The sequence below is a fragment of the Actinoallomurus acaciae genome (assembly GCF_042429965.1).
In the GTDB taxonomy this organism is placed as follows: domain Bacteria; phylum Actinomycetota; class Actinomycetes; order Streptosporangiales; family Streptosporangiaceae; genus Actinoallomurus; species Actinoallomurus acaciae.
In genome coordinates this window covers 1-16523 of sequence record NZ_JBHLZP010000097.1, presented here as the reverse complement: position 1 = coordinate 16523, position 16523 = coordinate 1, and the positions used below count along the sequence as shown (strand labels likewise).

10 protein-coding genes are annotated in these 16523 nt (G+C 70.7%); 5 read left to right on the top strand and 5 right to left on the bottom strand.

All coding sequences use genetic code 11. From position 1 onward, the window contains the following. The first annotated feature begins 40 nt into the window (after positions 1–40). Positions 41–796 (top strand): SDR family oxidoreductase, encoded by a 756-nt coding sequence (locus ACFFNX_RS15620; RefSeq protein ID WP_378201613.1) that lies wholly within the window; start codon positions 41–43, stop codon positions 794–796. A 215-nt stretch (positions 797–1011) separates the two neighbouring features. On the opposite strand, the gene ACFFNX_RS15615 is transcribed toward ACFFNX_RS15620, so the two are convergent. Further along, on the bottom strand, positions 1012–3039 hold the full coding sequence (locus ACFFNX_RS15615; protein ID WP_378201610.1) for a discoidin domain-containing protein: 2028 nt from the start codon (positions 3037–3039) through the stop codon (positions 1012–1014). A 262-nt stretch (positions 3040–3301) separates the two neighbouring features. On the opposite strand from ACFFNX_RS15615, the gene ACFFNX_RS15605 reads away from it, so the two are divergent. Further along, a complete protein-coding gene (locus tag ACFFNX_RS15605) occupies positions 3302–4129 on the top strand; it encodes an SAM-dependent methyltransferase (protein WP_378201606.1) in 828 nt (275 codons plus the stop codon). 19 nt (positions 4130–4148) lie between these two features. Here the strand turns inward: ACFFNX_RS15605 and ACFFNX_RS15600 are convergent, their stop codons facing one another. Beyond that, complete coding sequence (locus ACFFNX_RS15600; protein WP_378201603.1) at positions 4149–5357, bottom strand: ROK family transcriptional regulator; 1209 nt, start codon at positions 5355–5357, stop codon at positions 4149–4151. Between the two features lie 240 nt (positions 5358–5597). On the opposite strand from ACFFNX_RS15600, the gene ACFFNX_RS15595 reads away from it, so the two are divergent. Continuing rightward, positions 5598–9224: a glycoside hydrolase family 3 C-terminal domain-containing protein gene (locus tag ACFFNX_RS15595; RefSeq protein ID WP_378201600.1), complete on the top strand. Its 3627-nt coding sequence runs from the start codon at positions 5598–5600 to the stop codon at positions 9222–9224. 108 nt (positions 9225–9332) lie between these two features. Here ACFFNX_RS15595 and ACFFNX_RS15590 read toward each other — a convergent pair whose 3' ends face one another. After that, a complete protein-coding gene (locus tag ACFFNX_RS15590; RefSeq protein ID WP_378201597.1) occupies positions 9333–11783 on the bottom strand; it encodes a glycosyl hydrolase family 95 catalytic domain-containing protein in 2451 nt (816 codons plus the stop codon). 314 nt (positions 11784–12097) lie between these two features. Here ACFFNX_RS15590 and ACFFNX_RS15585 point away from each other — a divergent pair, with 314 nt between their 5' ends. Then, positions 12098–13318 carry an ROK family transcriptional regulator gene (locus tag ACFFNX_RS15585; protein ID WP_378201594.1) on the top strand — a complete coding sequence of 407 codons (1221 nt, stop codon included), beginning with the start codon at positions 12098–12100 and terminating at the stop codon, positions 13316–13318. A gap of 150 nt (positions 13319–13468) precedes the next feature. Here the strand turns inward: ACFFNX_RS15585 and ACFFNX_RS15580 are convergent, their stop codons facing one another. Continuing rightward, complete coding sequence (locus ACFFNX_RS15580; protein ID WP_378201592.1) at positions 13469–14920, bottom strand: amidase; 1452 nt, start codon at positions 14918–14920, stop codon at positions 13469–13471. 86 nt (positions 14921–15006) lie between these two features. Beyond that, on the bottom strand, positions 15007–15825 hold the full coding sequence (locus ACFFNX_RS15575) for a CPBP family intramembrane glutamic endopeptidase (protein ID WP_378201588.1): 819 nt from the start codon (positions 15823–15825) through the stop codon (positions 15007–15009). Between the two features lie 263 nt (positions 15826–16088). Here ACFFNX_RS15575 and ACFFNX_RS15570 point away from each other — a divergent pair. Further along, positions 16089–16523, top strand: a 435-nt coding sequence (locus ACFFNX_RS15570) for a sensor domain-containing protein (RefSeq protein WP_378201585.1), incomplete at its 3' end; no start/stop codon positions are given.

Below are 16523 nucleotides of genomic sequence, written 5' to 3'. Positions count from 1 at the left end.
GGGTGGCAAGTGGCGTCCCCGGCGTACGGGAAGGTGTGGCATGAAGTTCGTGGTCATCGGGGGTACCGGTCTGATCGGGTCTCAGGTCGTGCGGGGGCTGCGGGAGCGGGGGCACGAGGCGGTGGCGGCGGCGCCGAGCACGGGGGTGAACACCCTGACCGGTGAGGGGCTGGCCGAGGCGGTGACGGGCGCGTCGGTGGTGGTCGACGTCTCCAACTCTCCCTCGTTCGAGGACGGTCCGGTGCTGGAGTTCTTTGCGACCTCGACGCGGAACCTGCTGGCCGCCGAGGCGGTGGCGGGGGTGGGGCATCACGTGGTGTTGTCGGTGGTGGGGGCCGAGGGGCTTCCCGAGAGCGGGTATCTGCGGGCGAAGGTCGCCCAGCACGAGTTGGTCGAGGGTTCGTCGACCCCGTTCACGATCGTGCAGGCGACGCAGTTCTTCGAGTTCGTCGGGGGTATCGCGGATTCGGGTACCGAGGACGGTGTGGTGCGGATGGCGCCGGTGTCGTTCCAGCCGATCGCGGGTGAGGACGTCGCTCGGGTGGTCGTTGAGGCCGCGGTGGCGGCTCCGGTGAACGGCCGGGTGGAGGTCGGTGGGCCCGAGCGGTTCCGGATGGATGAGTTCTTCCGGGCGGTCCTGGCCGCTCGTGACGACCCGCGTGGGGTGGTCACCGACCCGCACGCCCGCTACTTCGGCACCGAGTTGACGGACCGCTCCCTGGTGCCCGACGACGACGCGGCCCGCGGTGAGATCCGGTACCGCGACTGGCCCGGCCGCGTTCCCACCGCCGAATAACGTCACGGAGGCATCGCTGATGTCGCGGAAGTCCGAATCGGCTCACCACGCTGCAGGAGGTCTCACCGCCCTTCATCCCACGTCATCCACTACCAGGACGGCGGCAACCGCGATGACGTCCCGGTCCGCTTCACCGTCACGATGCTGTGCGAACCCGGAAGGCCGATTCACCGCCGCGCCGGGCCCCCGGAGACTCCCGGCGCGGCGGCCAGAGGTCAGGAGCCGAAGACCTGGAACTCCCACAGCGAGTAGCCGTACTGGGTCGACCGCGCGGTTCCGTACATGCGGATGTAACGAGCGGACGCGGTCGTGTTCAGGGTCTGCGTGCCTCCGGTTCCGGCGGTGGTGGAGGAGACGGTGGTCCAGGTCTTCGCGTCGCCGGAGACCTGGATCTGGAACGCCGTGGCGTACGCGGTCTCCCAGTTCAGCGTCACCTTGCAGATGGAGCGGGTGCTCCCGAGGTCGACCTGGAGCCACTGCGGGTCGCTGAAGGCCGATGACCATCGGGTGCCCAGGTCGCCGTCGACGGCGCTCTGCGCGGGGAAGGCCACCGACTCGGTGGAGGACGCCGTGGCGGTCTTCCCCTGCGCGATGTTCGTCGTCGAGCAGCCCCCGGCGGTGTTCACCGTCCAGGTGAACGAGGCCGAGCCGCCCGCACCCGTGGCGTCCTTGGCGGTCACCGTGACGTTCGAGGTGCCGGCCGTGGTCGGTGTGCCGGAGATCAGCCCGGTCGAGGAGTTGATCGACAGCCCGGCGGGCAGGCCGCCGGCGCTGTAGGTGAGGGTCTGGCCGGACGCCGAGTCGCTCGCGTGGACCTGCAGGGTGGCGGCGGTGCCGACCGTGGACGTCTGGTCGCCCGGGTTGGTCACCGTCACGGTGTTGCCGGTGCCGCCGCCGGTCGGCAGCGTCCACTGCTGCTGCGCGGATCCGGCGCAGGTCTCGATGTCGAGCCGCGCGCCGGTGTTGCCGCCGGGGTCGGTCAGGCACAGGCCGGAGTTGGGGTTGACCAGTTCGCCGTTGGCCTGATGTCTCCAGACCTGGGCGTTGGTGCCGTTGCACGGATACCAGTCGACGTTGGTGCCGCTGGACGTCCCGGCGCTGACGACGTCGAGACAGCCGCCCTGCACGCGCAGCGTGTCGTCGCTGTACGGCGACCAGGTCTGGCCCGCGGCGCCGTTGCAGGAGCCGACGCCGATCGGGTTGCCCTCGGTGTTCAGCGAGTTCTGGTTCGTCAGGCACAGACCGTTGATGCCCTTCACCGTGCCCGTTCCGGTGGCGGTCGCGGTGGGTGTGGAGTTGCCGCCCTGCTCGTAGACGGCGACGTACGCGACGCTCATCGAGGCGCCGGACGTGGTGGCGGACGTCGGCGTGGTGCAGCCGCAGATGCCGTCGGGGTAGTTGCCGCCCATCGCGAGGTCCCAGATGATGAAGAACCCGTGGTCGATGGCCTGCTGCCAGGCCGTCGTGCCCACCGACGCCTCGGTGATCGTGGTCTCCACCGTGCCGTCCATCAGGAACTGCAGGGACTCGGCGCTCGTGTTGGTACGGTCGATGATCACCGTGTAGGTGTGGTAGCCCGTCTGGCAGGTCGAGCTCGTGTTCGGGCAGGCGATCAGCGCGTGGCCGGGGCTGTTGGCCGAGTCGTGGAGGGTCTGCGAGGCCTGGTTGAGGCCGTTGACGTCCTCCATCATGTCGATCTCACCGGAGGTGGGCCAGCCGCCGCCGGCGCGCATCGGCGAGCCCAGCGCCCAGAACGCGGGCCAGTACCCCAGGCCGCCGGCCGGGTTCGGCTGCTGGATCGAGGCCGTCATCTCCAGCTTGCCGCCGGGTGGGGCCTGGAAGTCCTCGCGGGTGCTCTCCAGCCGCGCCGAGGTCCAGGTGCTGCCGTTCTTGATGGCCTTGAGCACCAGGTGGCCGTTCCCGTCGAGGTAGGAGTTGGCGGTCGAGCTGGTGGTCTGCTCGATCTCGCCGGTGCCGTAGCCGGTGCCGATGTCGTAGAACCAGTTCGCCGACGAGGGCGGCGACCCGGCGGACCCGGCGAAGTCGTCGCCGAACACGGTCGTCCACCCGGCCGGGGGCGGCGGCACGGTGTCGGCGTGCGCGGCGGGGGCGCGGGCGACGGTCGTGGTCAGGACGGCGCCGAGGCAGGCGCCGAGCAGCGCCGTCACCACCAGGATCGCCCGGAACCGGAGCGGGCCGGACCCGGGTCTCCGGGCGGCGAACGGGGAGCGTGCCCTGATCATCTCCCATGCTCTGCTGATCCGGGCCCCCGGAGGGGGTGACGTTGAGGTGGATGGCATCTGTGGTCTCCTGAGTGGCGAGGCGGAGGCATCCCAGAGAGCGCTCTATCGGCCGTAGATTCGACTCTTTCAAGCCTTGTGTCAAGGCTAAAATTAAGTGACCCGGATGCCGGGCGTTCAGGTGGGAGTGCCATCATGTTTCGTCGCCGGGGCGCCCAGGACCACTGCGGCGGACCGAAGGCAGACGGACGACCGCGAGGACGGGATGAGCACCGGACCACTGAGGGACTGGCGGACGCCGGAGCTGCGCTCCGATGTGGCGCACTCCGCCCGTATCTACGACTTCTTCCTGGGCGGGAAGGACAACTTCGCCGCCGACCGGCAGGCCGCCGCGGACATCGCGGCAGTGTGGCCCAGCCTGCCGGTCTCCATGCGCGCCAACCGGCAGTTCATGCGGCGGGCCATCCACTACCTGGCCGCCGAGCAGGGTGTCCGCCAGTTCCTGGACCTGGGCACCGGCCTGCCGACCGAGCCCAACCTCCACCAGGTCGCCCAGGCGGTGCATCCCGACGCCCGGGTGGTCTACGTCGACAACGACCCTCTCGTGCTGGCACACGCCCGGGCGCTGCTCACCGGCACCTCCGAGGGCCGCATCAGCTACATCGACGCGGACCTGCACGACGCCGAGACGATCCTCGCCTCGCCCGAAGTGGGGGAGACCCTGGATCTCGCGCGGCCGGTGGCGGTGAGCCTGTTCGCCATCCTGCAGTTCGTCACCGACGACGAGGCGGCCCGGGCCATCATCCGGCAGCTGATGGCGCCGCTGGCCCCGGGCAGCTTCCTCGCCCTGTCCACCGTCACGGCGGACAGCAATCCGCGGGAGGTCACCGACGGCATCGCCGTCTATGCCGCGCGCGGCATCCGGGAGCGGGCCCGCGACCGGGCCGAGGTGGCGGAGCTGTTCACCGCCGCCGGCCTCGAGCTCGTCGACCCCGGCGTACGGCTGGTGCACCGCTGGCGCCCGGACGAGGAGTCCGCCGCGCTGTCCGACGCCCATGTGCAGATGCACGGAGCGGTCGCCCGCAAGCCGTAGAGCCGCGCCGTGGCCCGGTTCAGCGGGCGAGGTCGGCGGCGAGGATCCGGGGGGCGTCGGCCAGGATCATGCCGGCGGCGCCGCGGACCTCGGCATGGTCGCCGAGCCGTCCGCCGACGACCCGGACGGATTCGGCGGCCGGGGCCAGCCCGTAGCGGCGAACGGCCCGGGCGATCGGCTCGAAGAGGCGTTCTCCGGCGGGGGCGAGGTCACCGCCGACCACGATGAGCTCCGGGTTCAGCAGAGTGACCAGATTCGCGAGGACCCGGCCGATCTCCTCGGCCGCCTCCTCCAGCGCGCGGACGGCGCCCCGGTCGCCCGAGGTGATGAGCGGCAGCAGGTCGGAGACGGCGACCGGGTATCCCCAGCTGACCTCCAGGAGGCGGGCGATGGCGACCGGGCTGGCGACGGTCTCCAGGCAGCCGCGGTTGCCGCAGCGGCAGACGCGTCCGTCCGGTACTGACCGGATGTGGCCGATCTCGCCGGCGAGCCCGCCGTAGCCGTTCAGGTGCCGGCCGCCGGTGATGATCCCGCCGCCGATCCCGGCGGACAGCCGGATGTAGATCATGTCGTCGACGTTGCGTCCCGCGCCGTACTTGCGTTCGGCGAGGGCTCCGGCGTTGGCGTCGTTGGCCAGTCGCGTGGGCAGGCCGGTACGCCGCTCGAGCTCGGCGCCGGGCTGGACGCCGACCCAGCCGGGCATGATCCCGTGAGCCTCCAGCACGCCGCCGGGGTCGCGCACCGGTGCGGCGATGTCCACCCCGAGCCCGAGCACGCGTCGCCGGTCGATGTTGCGTTCCCGCAGCGCCCGGCGGATCAGCGTGGCGGCCAGGTCGAGCGTCTCGCCGGGCGCCCGGTCGACGTCCGTGGCCACGACGTCGTTCCAGATCGGCGTGCCGCGCAGGTCGCACAGCGCGACCCGGACGTGCTGGTGGCCGATGTCGGTGCCGATGGCGTACGCGGCCGAGGCGCGCATGCTCAGGGACTGCGCGGGGCGGCCGGTGGGCCGCGCGTGGTTGTCCGGCTCGCCCTCCTCGACCAGATCGGCCGTCAGCAGGTCGGCGACCAGCGAGGAGACGGTGGCCCGGGACAGTCCGGTGATCTGCACGAGTTCGGAGCGGCTCGTGCTGTCGGTGTCGTGCAACGCCTGCAACACCCGGAGCCGCCCCACCTCCCGAAGGTTCAGTGGGGTGTCGATCGTTGACTCCTCGACTTCGTTCGGTTTCAACCTAATGAGGCCGACCATAGCCGGACATCCGTTGACTTGCGCTCAATGTCATCGTAACTATGTCCACTGTCAGGTAGACACCCCGCAATGTACGCCTAAACCTGACATCGCAGGGCGATCCTGCACGTACGCGGGAGCGAGCCGGTCCGATCGGGGGCTTGTCCGCGAAGGGAGGACGGCGGCGCCGTCGGCAACGGCGCGAGTTCCACCTCCGTCAACTCCATGATCAGGAGTCACCTGATGGCACGACACAAGTCATCACGGCTGCGCGCTCTTGTGGCCGCCACGTGTTCGTTCGCCTGCGCGATCGGTCTGACCGGTGTCTCGGCGCCGGCGGCGCGTGCGGACACCACGCCGATCTATTTGGATCCGCACCACTCCTTCCAGGAGCGGGCCGCGGACCTGGTCTCGCGGATGACGCTGGACGAGAAGGCCGCCCAGCTGCACACCAACGACGCCCCGGCGATCCCGCGGCTGGGCGTCCAGCGGTACACCTACTGGAGCGAGGGCCAGCACGGGGTCAACTCGCTCGGCGCGAACAGCGACCACGGTTCGGCCTCCGGCGGCGTGCACGCCACCAGCTTCCCGACCAACTTCGCCTCGTCGATGTCGTGGGACCCCCAGCTGATCTACGACGAGACCACGGCGATCTCCGATGAGGCGCGCGGTTTCCTGGACAAGTCGCTGTGGGGCGTCGGGCAGAACAACCTCGGCCCGGACAAGAACGACTACGGCTCGCTGACCTACTGGGCGCCGACCGTGAACCTGGACCGGGACCCGCGGTGGGGCCGGACCGATGAGGCGTTCGGCGAGGACCCCTACTTCGCCGGCCGGATGGCGGGCGCGTTCGTCAACGGCTACCAGGGCCAGACGCAGAGCGGGAAGCCCACCACGCCGTACCTGAAGGTCGCCGCCACCGCCAAGCACTACGCGCTGAACAACACCGAGGACAACCGTACGGGGATCAGCTCCGACACCGACGACCGGACCCTGCGGGAGTACTACACCGCCCAGTTCCGCGACCTCATCGAGAAGGACCACGTGTCCGGGCTGATGACCTCCTACAACGCCATCAACGGCACGCCGGCGGTCGCCGACACCTACACGGTCAACCAGCTGGCCCAGCGGACGTACGGGTTCAACGGCTACATCACCTCCGACTGCGGCGCGGTCGGCACCACCTGGAGGCTGCCGTACGGCGGCCACGACTGGGCGCCGCCCGGCTGGACCACCGACCACCAGGGCAACCCGACCTGGACCAACACCACGACCGGCGTGAAGCTGTCGGGCCAGGCGGGCGGGCAGGCGTACGCGCTGCGCGCCGGCACCGACGTCAACTGCACCGGCGACGAGGCCACCGCGCAGAACATCCGGGACGCGATCGAGGCCGGCGCGCTGAGCGAGGGCGTCGTGGACACCGCGCTGGTGCACCTGTTCACCGTCCGGATGGAGACCGGTGAGTTCGACTCGCCGGGCCGGGTCCAGTACACCAGGATCACCAAGGACGCCATCCAGAGCCCCGAGCACCAGGCGCTGGCCACGAAGGTCGCCGAGAACTCGCTCGTGCTGCTCAAGAACGACGCCGTGCCGGGGACGAAGAACCCCCTGCTGCCGCTGAACGCGTCGAAGCTGAACAAGGTCGTGATCCTCGGCGACCAGGCGAACACGGTGAACCTGGGCAACTACTCCGGTGAGCCGACGCTGCAGGTCAGCGGGGTCAAGGGCATCACCAGCGCGGTCAAGGCCGCCAACCCCGGCGCCTCGGTCGTCTTCGACGACGCCAAGACCTCGACCACGGCCACCACGCCCGCGGTGCTCAGCGACCAGACGAAGGCCGACATCGAGTCCGCCGACCTGGTCATCGTGTTCGTCGGCACCGACCACGGCGTCGCCGACGAGGGCAAGGACCGCACCACCCTCGCCATTCCCGGCAACTACCACTCGCTGATCGACCAGGCCACGGCGCTGGGCAACGACAAGATGGCCCTGGTGATGCAGACGGGCGGCCCGGTCAAGATCGACGATGTCCAGGCGAAGTTCCCCGCGATCGTCTTCAGCGGATTCAACGGCGAGAGCCAGGGCACGGCGCTGGCCGACGTCCTGACGGGCCGGCAGAACCCGGCCGGGCACCTGAACTTCACCTGGTACAAGGACGACTCCCAGCTGCCGGCGATGTCGAACTACAACATCACCGCGGCGGGCACCGGGGGGATCGGCCGGACCTACCAGTACTTCTCCGGCACCCCGACCTACCCCTTCGGGTACGGGCTGAGCTACAGCGACTTCGCCTACTCCCACGTGCACGCCGACACCGGCTCGGTGAGCGCGAACGGCAAGGCGACCGTCCGGTTCGACGTCACCAACACCGGCCACGTCGCGGGCGCCACGGTCGCTCAGCTGTACGCCGCCACCCCGTTCACCGTCCCGGGCATCGAGATGCCCAGGAAACGGCTCGTGGGCTTCCAGAAGACCGCGGTGCTGCGACCGGGCGCCACCGAGCAGGTCGCCATCACCGTCAACGCCGCCGACCTGGCGGTCTGGGACGCCAAGGCGATGCGCTCGTTCGTGCCGGATGGCACCTACCGGTTCCAGGTCGGCGCCGACGCCGCGCACATCGCCGCCGCGCCGGCGGTGAAGGTCACCGGACGGATCACCCCGCAGGTCCAGTACGTCACCGTCCAGCCCGAGGCGGTGCAGTACAAGGTCGGTGACACCATCGACCTGACCGGCAAGAACCAGTGGATCAAGGACGACACCGACCACGCCAAGGAGCAGCGCGACCTCAACGTGACGGCCGACAACGTCGTCGAGGCCGTTGACAACGACCAGTCCTTCGTCGACCTCACCCACGCGAAGGTCCACTACGGCAGCAGCGACGCGCACGTGGCCACGGTCGACTCCGGCGGGCACGTCAAGGTGGTCGGCTCGGGCGTCACGACCCTCACCGCGAAGGTGGGCGGCGTGACCGGTTCGGCCGTCATCACCGCCGAGTACCCCTACTCGGTCACCGCGCCCTCGACCGTCGAACCCGGCGGCACCCTCACCGCCACGACGACGTTCACCAACTCCGGCCCGAGCGCGCTGAGCGACGTGACGATGGCGCTCACCACGCCGGACGGCTGGACCGCGGAGGCCATCTCACCGGCCACGTTCGCCCAGGTCGCCGGCGGTCAGACGGTGAAGACCACCTGGACGGTCAAGGTCCCGGCCGACGCCCCGCGCAACGGCTACGACCTTCAGGCCAAGGTCACCTACGCCGCCCAGGGAGGCGAGGGGAGCGGCGACGCGACCACCAGTGTCGGAATCCCCTACGCGTCCCTTTCCGCCGCGTACGACAACATCGGTGTCACCGATGACGCGCAGCCGGGGGCGGGCACCCTCGACGGCGGCGAGTTCAGCCTGTCGGCCCAGGCCCTCGCCGGCGTGGGCATCACCCCGGGCGGCGAGGTCACCCATGGCGGATTCACCTTCACCTGGCCGGACGTCCCGGCGGGCAAGGCGGAGAACGTCATCGCGAGCGGTCAGGCGTTCGACTTCTCCGGGTCGGGCTCCAACCTCGCCTTCCTGGGGACGGGCAACAACGGCACCGCCTCGGGCAGCGGCGTGATCACCTACACCGACGGCACCACCCAGCCGTTCTCGATCGCCTTCCCCGACTGGTGGGCCGGCGGCGGAGACACCGTCGCGACCCTTCCCTACATCAACAGCAAGAACACCGGGAAGGTGAACCAGACCGTCCACCTCTACATGTCCACGGTCAAGCTGCAGACGGGCAAGACGGTGCAGTTCATCACCCTTCCCAACGTCAGCCAGGGCGGAGGCGGAGCCAACGCGATGCACGTCTTCGCCATCGCGACCGACGGATAACGGGTCACCGAGGGCCGGGCGGCCGACCGCCCGGCCCGGGCCCTTCCCCGCATGGTCACCATGGCCGTCGATGACGGTTGTCGTTCGCAACGTGGGCCCGCGGGCCGATCACCCGCGGATGGACGAGTCGACCCCGATGCTCCGGGTGCCCAGGTGCTTCACCGCCGTGGCGGGGCTGCCGCCGACCGGGGCGAACGGAAGCGACGTGGTGGGCGAAGAGACGAGTTCGACCAGGTACGACCTGCCCGCGTGGGCCGGGATGGTGAACGTCGCGTCGCTCCCCGGCGTGAGCACCTTCGCGCCGGTCCGGCCGTCGACGACGGTCACGTCCCTGCCGGGCCACGGGCTCCGCATCGCGATCGGATGATCGCCTCCCGCGACGATCGCCACCGTGCTCGGCGTGCCGTCGGCGATCTGCACGTCGACCTTCGTGCCGTGCTGGACGTACACGGTGCCCGCACCGGTCCAGTCGACGGGCCAGGCCGGCGCGATGCGCAGCAGCCCGTCGTAGTCCTGCACGAGCGCCTCGCTCACCGTCGCCGCGGTGACGCCCGCCTGCTCGACGTAGGGCGCGCCGCTCTCGGATCCGCTGAGGGAGGCCAGCCCGGACGGATAGATCTGGTACGACTCGGTCGCCGCGAGCAGATCCGCCCTCACCTCGCTCGCCAGGCCGAGGCGGGTGGCCTGCAGCGCGTCGAAGCTCCAGTCGTTGGCGTTGACGTAGCCACGCGCGGCGTATGTGCGCTTCGCCAGGTCGGTGAGCGCGCCGCCGTCGCCGATCAGGCCGTACGGCCAGACCGCCTCGAGGCCGAGGTTCTCGGAGTTGTGCCGGGGCGCGGCCGGCTCCGCGGACGGGCCGATCATGTCCGCGCCGTCGGCGTCCGCGGACGGGGGCAGCAGCCGGGTCTTCGTCGCGATGTCGGTCCGCGGCAGCGGAGGGATCTTCGCGATCGCGGCCTGGAGCCGGTCGGCCAGGTCACCGTCGACGCCCAGGGTCCGCGCCGCCCGGACCACGACGGGGAAGAGCGCCCGCATCGCGACGATGTCGGTCGTCGGATCGCCGACGTTCCACTGGGTCTCATGGGCGTTGGCCCGGGTGTGCAGGTACCCGTCGGACCCCGTGGTCGCCGCGGAGAGCAGGAACCGGGCGGCTCCGCTCATCAGCGGATAGTCGGCCCTGAGCAGCGACCTGTCGTCGGTGGTCAGGTACTCCTGCCAGACCCACAGCGCGATCTCGGCACCGGTGGTGACGGTGAGCGAGTTCCAGCTCGGGGCGATGGTCGAGTCGCAGGACGCGTTGCTCGCGGCGTCGCCGCCCGCGTAGTACCCGTTGCCGTTGAACCGCATGGTCTCGGGCACGCAGAGGCCCTCCCTGCCCGGCATGTGGGCCGCGGTCCAGGCCGAGATGGCGGGGATGTCGTCTCGGTAGAGGCGGAAGACGGGGTCGTTGAGGAACGACTCGCCGGCCGACAGGTTCGCCTGGACCTGCATCCGCAGGTTCCAGAACCAGTATCCGGCCGGGTACCAGTCCTGCCGGTCCTGGGAGAAGTTGAAGAGGTCCGCGAGGCCGGCCTGCGAACCGGGCAGCGGCCCGCCGCGTTCGGCCGCGGCGTCGTAGAGATAGAGGGTGCGCAGGTTCTCGACGTACTCTCCGGAGCCGTCCGACGAAGTGATCTTGATCAGCCCGGCGGTCCTCCAGTAGTCGTGCCACCACGCCAGATGGGCGGCGGCCAGCGCGGAGGCGGGCTTCGTGGCGTCGTCCTTGATCACCGACGCGGCGGTGGCGAGCGCGTCGCCGCCGGTCCAGGCGGGTGCCGCGACGATCACTCGGAAGGATCCGTCGGCGTCGGGGGTGAAGGACACCTGCCCGGTGAGGCCGTCCGGGTTCGACGCGGTGACGTCACGCCCGCCGGCGCTCACTCCTGCGAGCGAGCCGAAGGTCCGGCCGGACGCGCCGGTCGCGGTGTCGTCCGTCCAGGTCTCGGCGAGTGTCGCGATCTTCCCGTCCGTCCGCGCCGCCGGGTGCCGGCCGTCCCACAGCCTTACCGCGGCGGTCTGGGGAACGTCCGGGTCGGCGCCGGTGACGTCGACGACCAGTTGCGCGGTACGGGCACGCACGTACGCGGTGAGGGCCATCCCGCCGCCGGTCTCGTGCAACATCCCGTCGTACGGGTCGAGGTACCCGGCGAAGTCCGGGGCGCCGGTCAGCTTCGACAGCCCGGGGATCACCAGCTGTCCGGGGGACCTGCGGTCGGGGAAGGTGCCGGACCGGTTGAGCTGGGCGGTGAAGCCGTTCGCGGCCCAGACCGCGGCGCCCAGGGTCCCGTTGCCCAGCGGCATGGACTGCCGGGGGTCGGTGTTCGGCCTGGTCAGTACGGCGTCGGATCGGCGTACCACGTTCGCCGTGTCGACGGCGAAGGATCCGCGGTGCCACGCCGTCGTCGGGCCGGTCGCCGCCCGTCCGGAGGCCGGCGCCGCCCCACCGACGACGGCGGCGAGCAGCGAGACGACGGCCAGGGCTCCGCGGAACGGGCGGCTCCGCGGGGTCCCGTACGGCATACGGGTGAGTGCTCGGCGACGTTCGCGTCTCCCTCTCGCCACTTTCGACCTCCACGGCCATCCGTCGGTCAGGCAGATCGGCCGCGCCTCACCGGCGCGGTCCCCGGAGAGTCAGCCGCCGCCCGGCAGGCTTCAGGACACGCGGTATTGGTTGTTCTCGGACGAAGTGCTGCATTTCAGGGGCGAAGCGGGGGCTCTAGGCCAGAATTTCTCTAATTTCGTACCTTAAATCAAGCCCTGTCGGGCGATCTGCCAGCAATTTCCGCCGACTCTGCCTGCTAGCCTGAGAGCGGACCGCCGAAGCCGAGGAGCCTGTGATCGATACCCCGCTGAATCTTCGCGAGGTGGGGCGGCTCCGGGTCCTTGAGGCACTGCACGACGTGGGCCGGTCGAGTCGTTCGCAGCTCACCAGGCTCACCGGGCTGTCCCGGGCGACCGTCTCCTCGATCGTCGCCGACCTGCTGGCCGCCCGTCTGATCGGGGCGGCCCCGGACACCGCGGAGTCGCGGCCGACCGGCCGGCCCGCGCAGCCCTTGATGCTCATTCCCTCCGCCGCCTACGCCGTCGCGGCCGACATCGGCCATCAGCACGTCCGCGTCGCCCTGTGCGATCTCCACGGAGAGCCGGTCTGGGACACCGCCGTGGCCAACGACACCGAGCGTGCCCCGGGCGAGACCCTCGATCTCACCGCCGAGCTGATCCATCGGGCGATCCGCGAGAAGGACATCGCCCTCGGCGACGTCCTGGGGCTCGGCGTCGACATCGCCGTTCCGGTCCGCACCGCCGACGGCACCGTGGAGGCGCACGGCATCATGCCCGGCTGGGCCGGGACGCGGCCGGGCCGTGAGCTGGGGGAGAGAACCGGGCTGACCGCCTGGCTCGCCAACGACGCCGACGCCGGCGCCCTCGCCGAGCGTCTGTACGGCGCCGGGCGCGGCACGTCCGACATGATCTACATCAGCCTCTCCACCGGCATCGGCGCGGGAATCGTCAGCGGCGGCCGGCCGCTGACCGGTGCGGGCGGCCTCGCCGGCGAGGTCGGCCACCTCCTGGCCGATCCCCGTGGCGCCATCTGCCGATGCGGAAATCGCGGCTGTCTGGAGACCGTGGCCGGTCCGGCCGCCATCGCCCGGATCCTGGAGAACAGCTGGGGCCGCCGCGTCACCGTCCCCGATCTCCTGCGGCTGATCGATGAGGGCGACCGGGGAGCCATCCGCGTCCTGGAGGACGCCGCCGACCACGTCGGCATGGTCCTGGCCGACCTCGTCACGCTGCTGAACCCGGAGTTGATCGTCGTCGGCGGTGATCTGACGGCGGCCGGACCGCTGCTCTTCACCCCGCTGGAACGGGCGGTGCGGCGTTACGCCCTGGCGGCCGCCGCCGAGGCCGTCACCATCGTGCCGGGTGAGCTCGGCGAGCGGGCCGAGGTACGCGGTGCCGCGGGCATGGTCCTCGCACACGCGCCCCGGATCCTGGCCGGCCGACTCGCCGCCACGGAACGCGGCGGCGACCACCACCCGGTCACCACCGGATAGCGCGGGGCCTCGCCTTCAGACGGTGGGATCTCTGGGACCTTCCCGGATGGGGGAGGCCTCCCGGCTGCGGCCCGTATCCGGCAAGGCTCACCACGGAGACCGGATGACCGACGAGGGCGAACCGCGTGCCCGCCCACGAGGGGCAGGGTCCTACTTCGGCGGCTGGAAGCCGCCGATCCTCTGCTCGAGCAGTTCGGCCAGCCGCAGCGGGGTACGGTCCTCGAACATCGGGCCGATGAGCTGCACTCCCACCGGCAGACCCTCGGGGGACCGGCCCGCCGGTACGGCGGTGGCGGGCAGACCGGGCATGGTGGCCAGGCCGGCCCAGACGAGCTGGTCGAAGTACGGGTACCCGACGCCGTCGATGTCGATCCGCCGTTCCAGCAGAGCGGGGTCGTGGTCGTGCGGGAACGCGGGAGTGGGCGTGATCGGGCACACCACGGCGTCGAACTCGGCGAAGAGCCGCCGCCAGTCGTGGCGGTGGAGCTCGCGGCGGTTGTTCGCCTCCATCCAGTCGCGATGGCTGAACACCATGCCGCGCAGCCGCGTCGCATCGAGGCTCTGGTCGTCTGCGCTCAGTCCAGCGGCGCGGGCCCGCAACTGCTCGTACGCTTCGATGGGGAAACGTGCGATGGAGCCCGAGAACAGCAACTGCGTGTAGAGCACCGCGGCTTCGGTCAGATCGGGCAGCAGCGGACTGTGCCGTTCGACACGGGCGCCGCCGTCGGCAAGCGCGTCGGCGACCCGGTTCACGCCCGCCCGCACGGCGGACCCGGTCGGAATGAGCGGATGGTCGTCGAGGACCAGGACGCGAAAGTCGCGGAGCCGCCGGTGGCGCGGGGGCGGCAGCGTCAGGCGGTGCGCCACGCCGAGCGTCAGCGGGTCCGGCCCGGCCATGACGTCGAGCAGGAGCGTGAGGTCGCGGGCGGTACGCGCCATCGGACCGACGACGGCGAGGTCGAGTTCGGTCGGCAATGCCGGCGCGGGCGGCGGGACCATGCCGCGGGTCGCCGCCAGCCCGAGTGTCGGCTTGTGCGCGTAGACACCGCAGAAATGTGCGGGGGTGCGCAACGAACCGGCGAGGTCGGAACCGATGGACAGCGCGCCGAACCCGGACGCCAGGGCCGCCGCCGACCCGCCGGAGGATCCACCCGCCGTGCGGCCGTGATCCCACGGGTTGTTGGTGGTGCCGTAGATCTCGTTGAAGCTCTGTATGTCTTGCAGCCCCAACGGCACATTGGTCTTGCCGAGCACCACCGCTCCCGCGGCCTTGAGCCGCGACACCTGTACCGCGTCCTCGGCCGGCATATGGTTTCGGTGGGGCGGCATGCCCCAGGTCGTGGGCAGCCCGGCGACGTCGTAGGACTCCTTGACCGTCACCGGAACGCCCAGCAGCGGCCGGTCCTCACCGCGGGCGCGCGCCCGGTCGGCATCGCGTGCGGCGGCCCGCGCACGGTCGAAGTCCGGCACGCAGATCGCGTTGATCACCTTGTCGTCCCGCTCGATACGGGCGATCGCCTCGTCGGTCAGTTCCGCCGAGGTCACTTCACCGGCGCGCAAGGCGGCCGCGAGTTCTTCGGCCGTCGGAAAATTCGTTTGCATGAATCCGACCGTACCGACCTCTCGAAGAGGCCATAAAATGCCGCTTCGCGCAATAGGGTGGATGTCTCAATACTCATTGTCCCCGCTCAGCTCGAAATCGCCGAAGAACTCCTTTCCGGAGCATCATCGGGGTGGTTCACCGCGGTCGTCGGCATCGCCTCGTACCGGCCGCTGAGCAGAATCCAGCCGGCCACCACCGCCATCGGCGCGGTCATGACGGCCGTGACCGCGGTCGCGCCGTACGCGTCGCCCAGCAACGTGCCGGTCAGAAGCGACAGGGTCATGTTGTTCCCGGCATGCGCGACGCTGGTGGTCCAGATGCTGCCGCTGCGCAGCCGCAACCAGGTGAGGATGACCTCCTGGCACAGGAACGACACCGTCCAGACCAGCAGGCCCAGAGCCACGTTCGCGAAACGGATGTACCCGAGGAACGCCAGCGGGTAGTGCCAGATCGCCCAGATCAGGCCGGTGGTCAGGGTCGCGGCCAGCGGTCGCCCGGGGAAGATCCGCAGCCGCAGATAGCTGGTCCAGCCGAACTCCTCGCCCCAGTAGACCGGGGCCAGCAGCGGCACCACGAGCATCAGCACGGTCAGGACGGCCCACCAGGGCAACCCGGCGACGCCGAGCGGTGCCAGGGTCGGCCGCCACATACCCAGCGCCGCGGCCAGCCCTACGGCGGCCGCGGTGAACGCCAACGGTCCGAGCCAGGCCGCGAGGTAGTGGCGCCAGGCGGCGCGTATCCGCAGCGCCAGCCCGGCGTCGGCGAAGCCCTCGCGCGTACCCCAGCGGCGGACGATCACGGCCGCGGCGGCGGGCGCGATCCAGCCGAGGGACACGATTTGCGCGAGCGGATTCGCCAGCGAGAAACCCAGCAGGCGCACGGTGATATCGGCGGTCCAGGTCATGCCGAAACTGATCGATAGAAAAACGATGAGTCCTTTGGTTCTCGACATTGGGCGGTTCCGTCCGTTCCGATCGCGATATGCGAGATCGCGAGATCTGCGAGGCATAACGCCACCCGCCATTCGGCGAGGGCGGTGCCAGGCAACCATTCGGCCGGGCCGGCGGCATCACACCCAGGCACCGTGATGGGGGTAGGGCCAGGCATACCCGATGGTCATCGGCAGCCCTGACGACCCTTCGCGCAGCTCCCGCTACGGTGATGAGCGTGCGTACGGGCAGCCCGCGGACCGCGCTGGAGGCCGTCACCTGGCACCGACTACCGATCAGCGGCTGGCCGTGGCGGTCTGCGGGCTATCTGCTCACCACCCTGCTCATGACGTTCCCGGCCCTGGCCGGACCGGCGGTCGCCTGGCTGGTGGCGGCACGGCTCACAGCCGGCGGTCACCGCGTCGCCCTGGTCGCGCTCCTGATCCCGCTCGGGGTCGCGCTGGTCGGCGCGCTCGGGCCGCTGGTCGCGATGCCGCTGGCGAACCTGGAGCGCAGGCGCCTGCGCATGGTGGACACGCGCCCGATCGGCTCCGGCCACCGGCACCCGCGGTCCGGCGGACCGGTGTCGTGGCTCCGGGCCCGCTACACGGACGCGGCCACGTGGCGCGAGGTCGGCTACGCCTGCCTGCTGGCCACCGCGGCGCCCGTACTG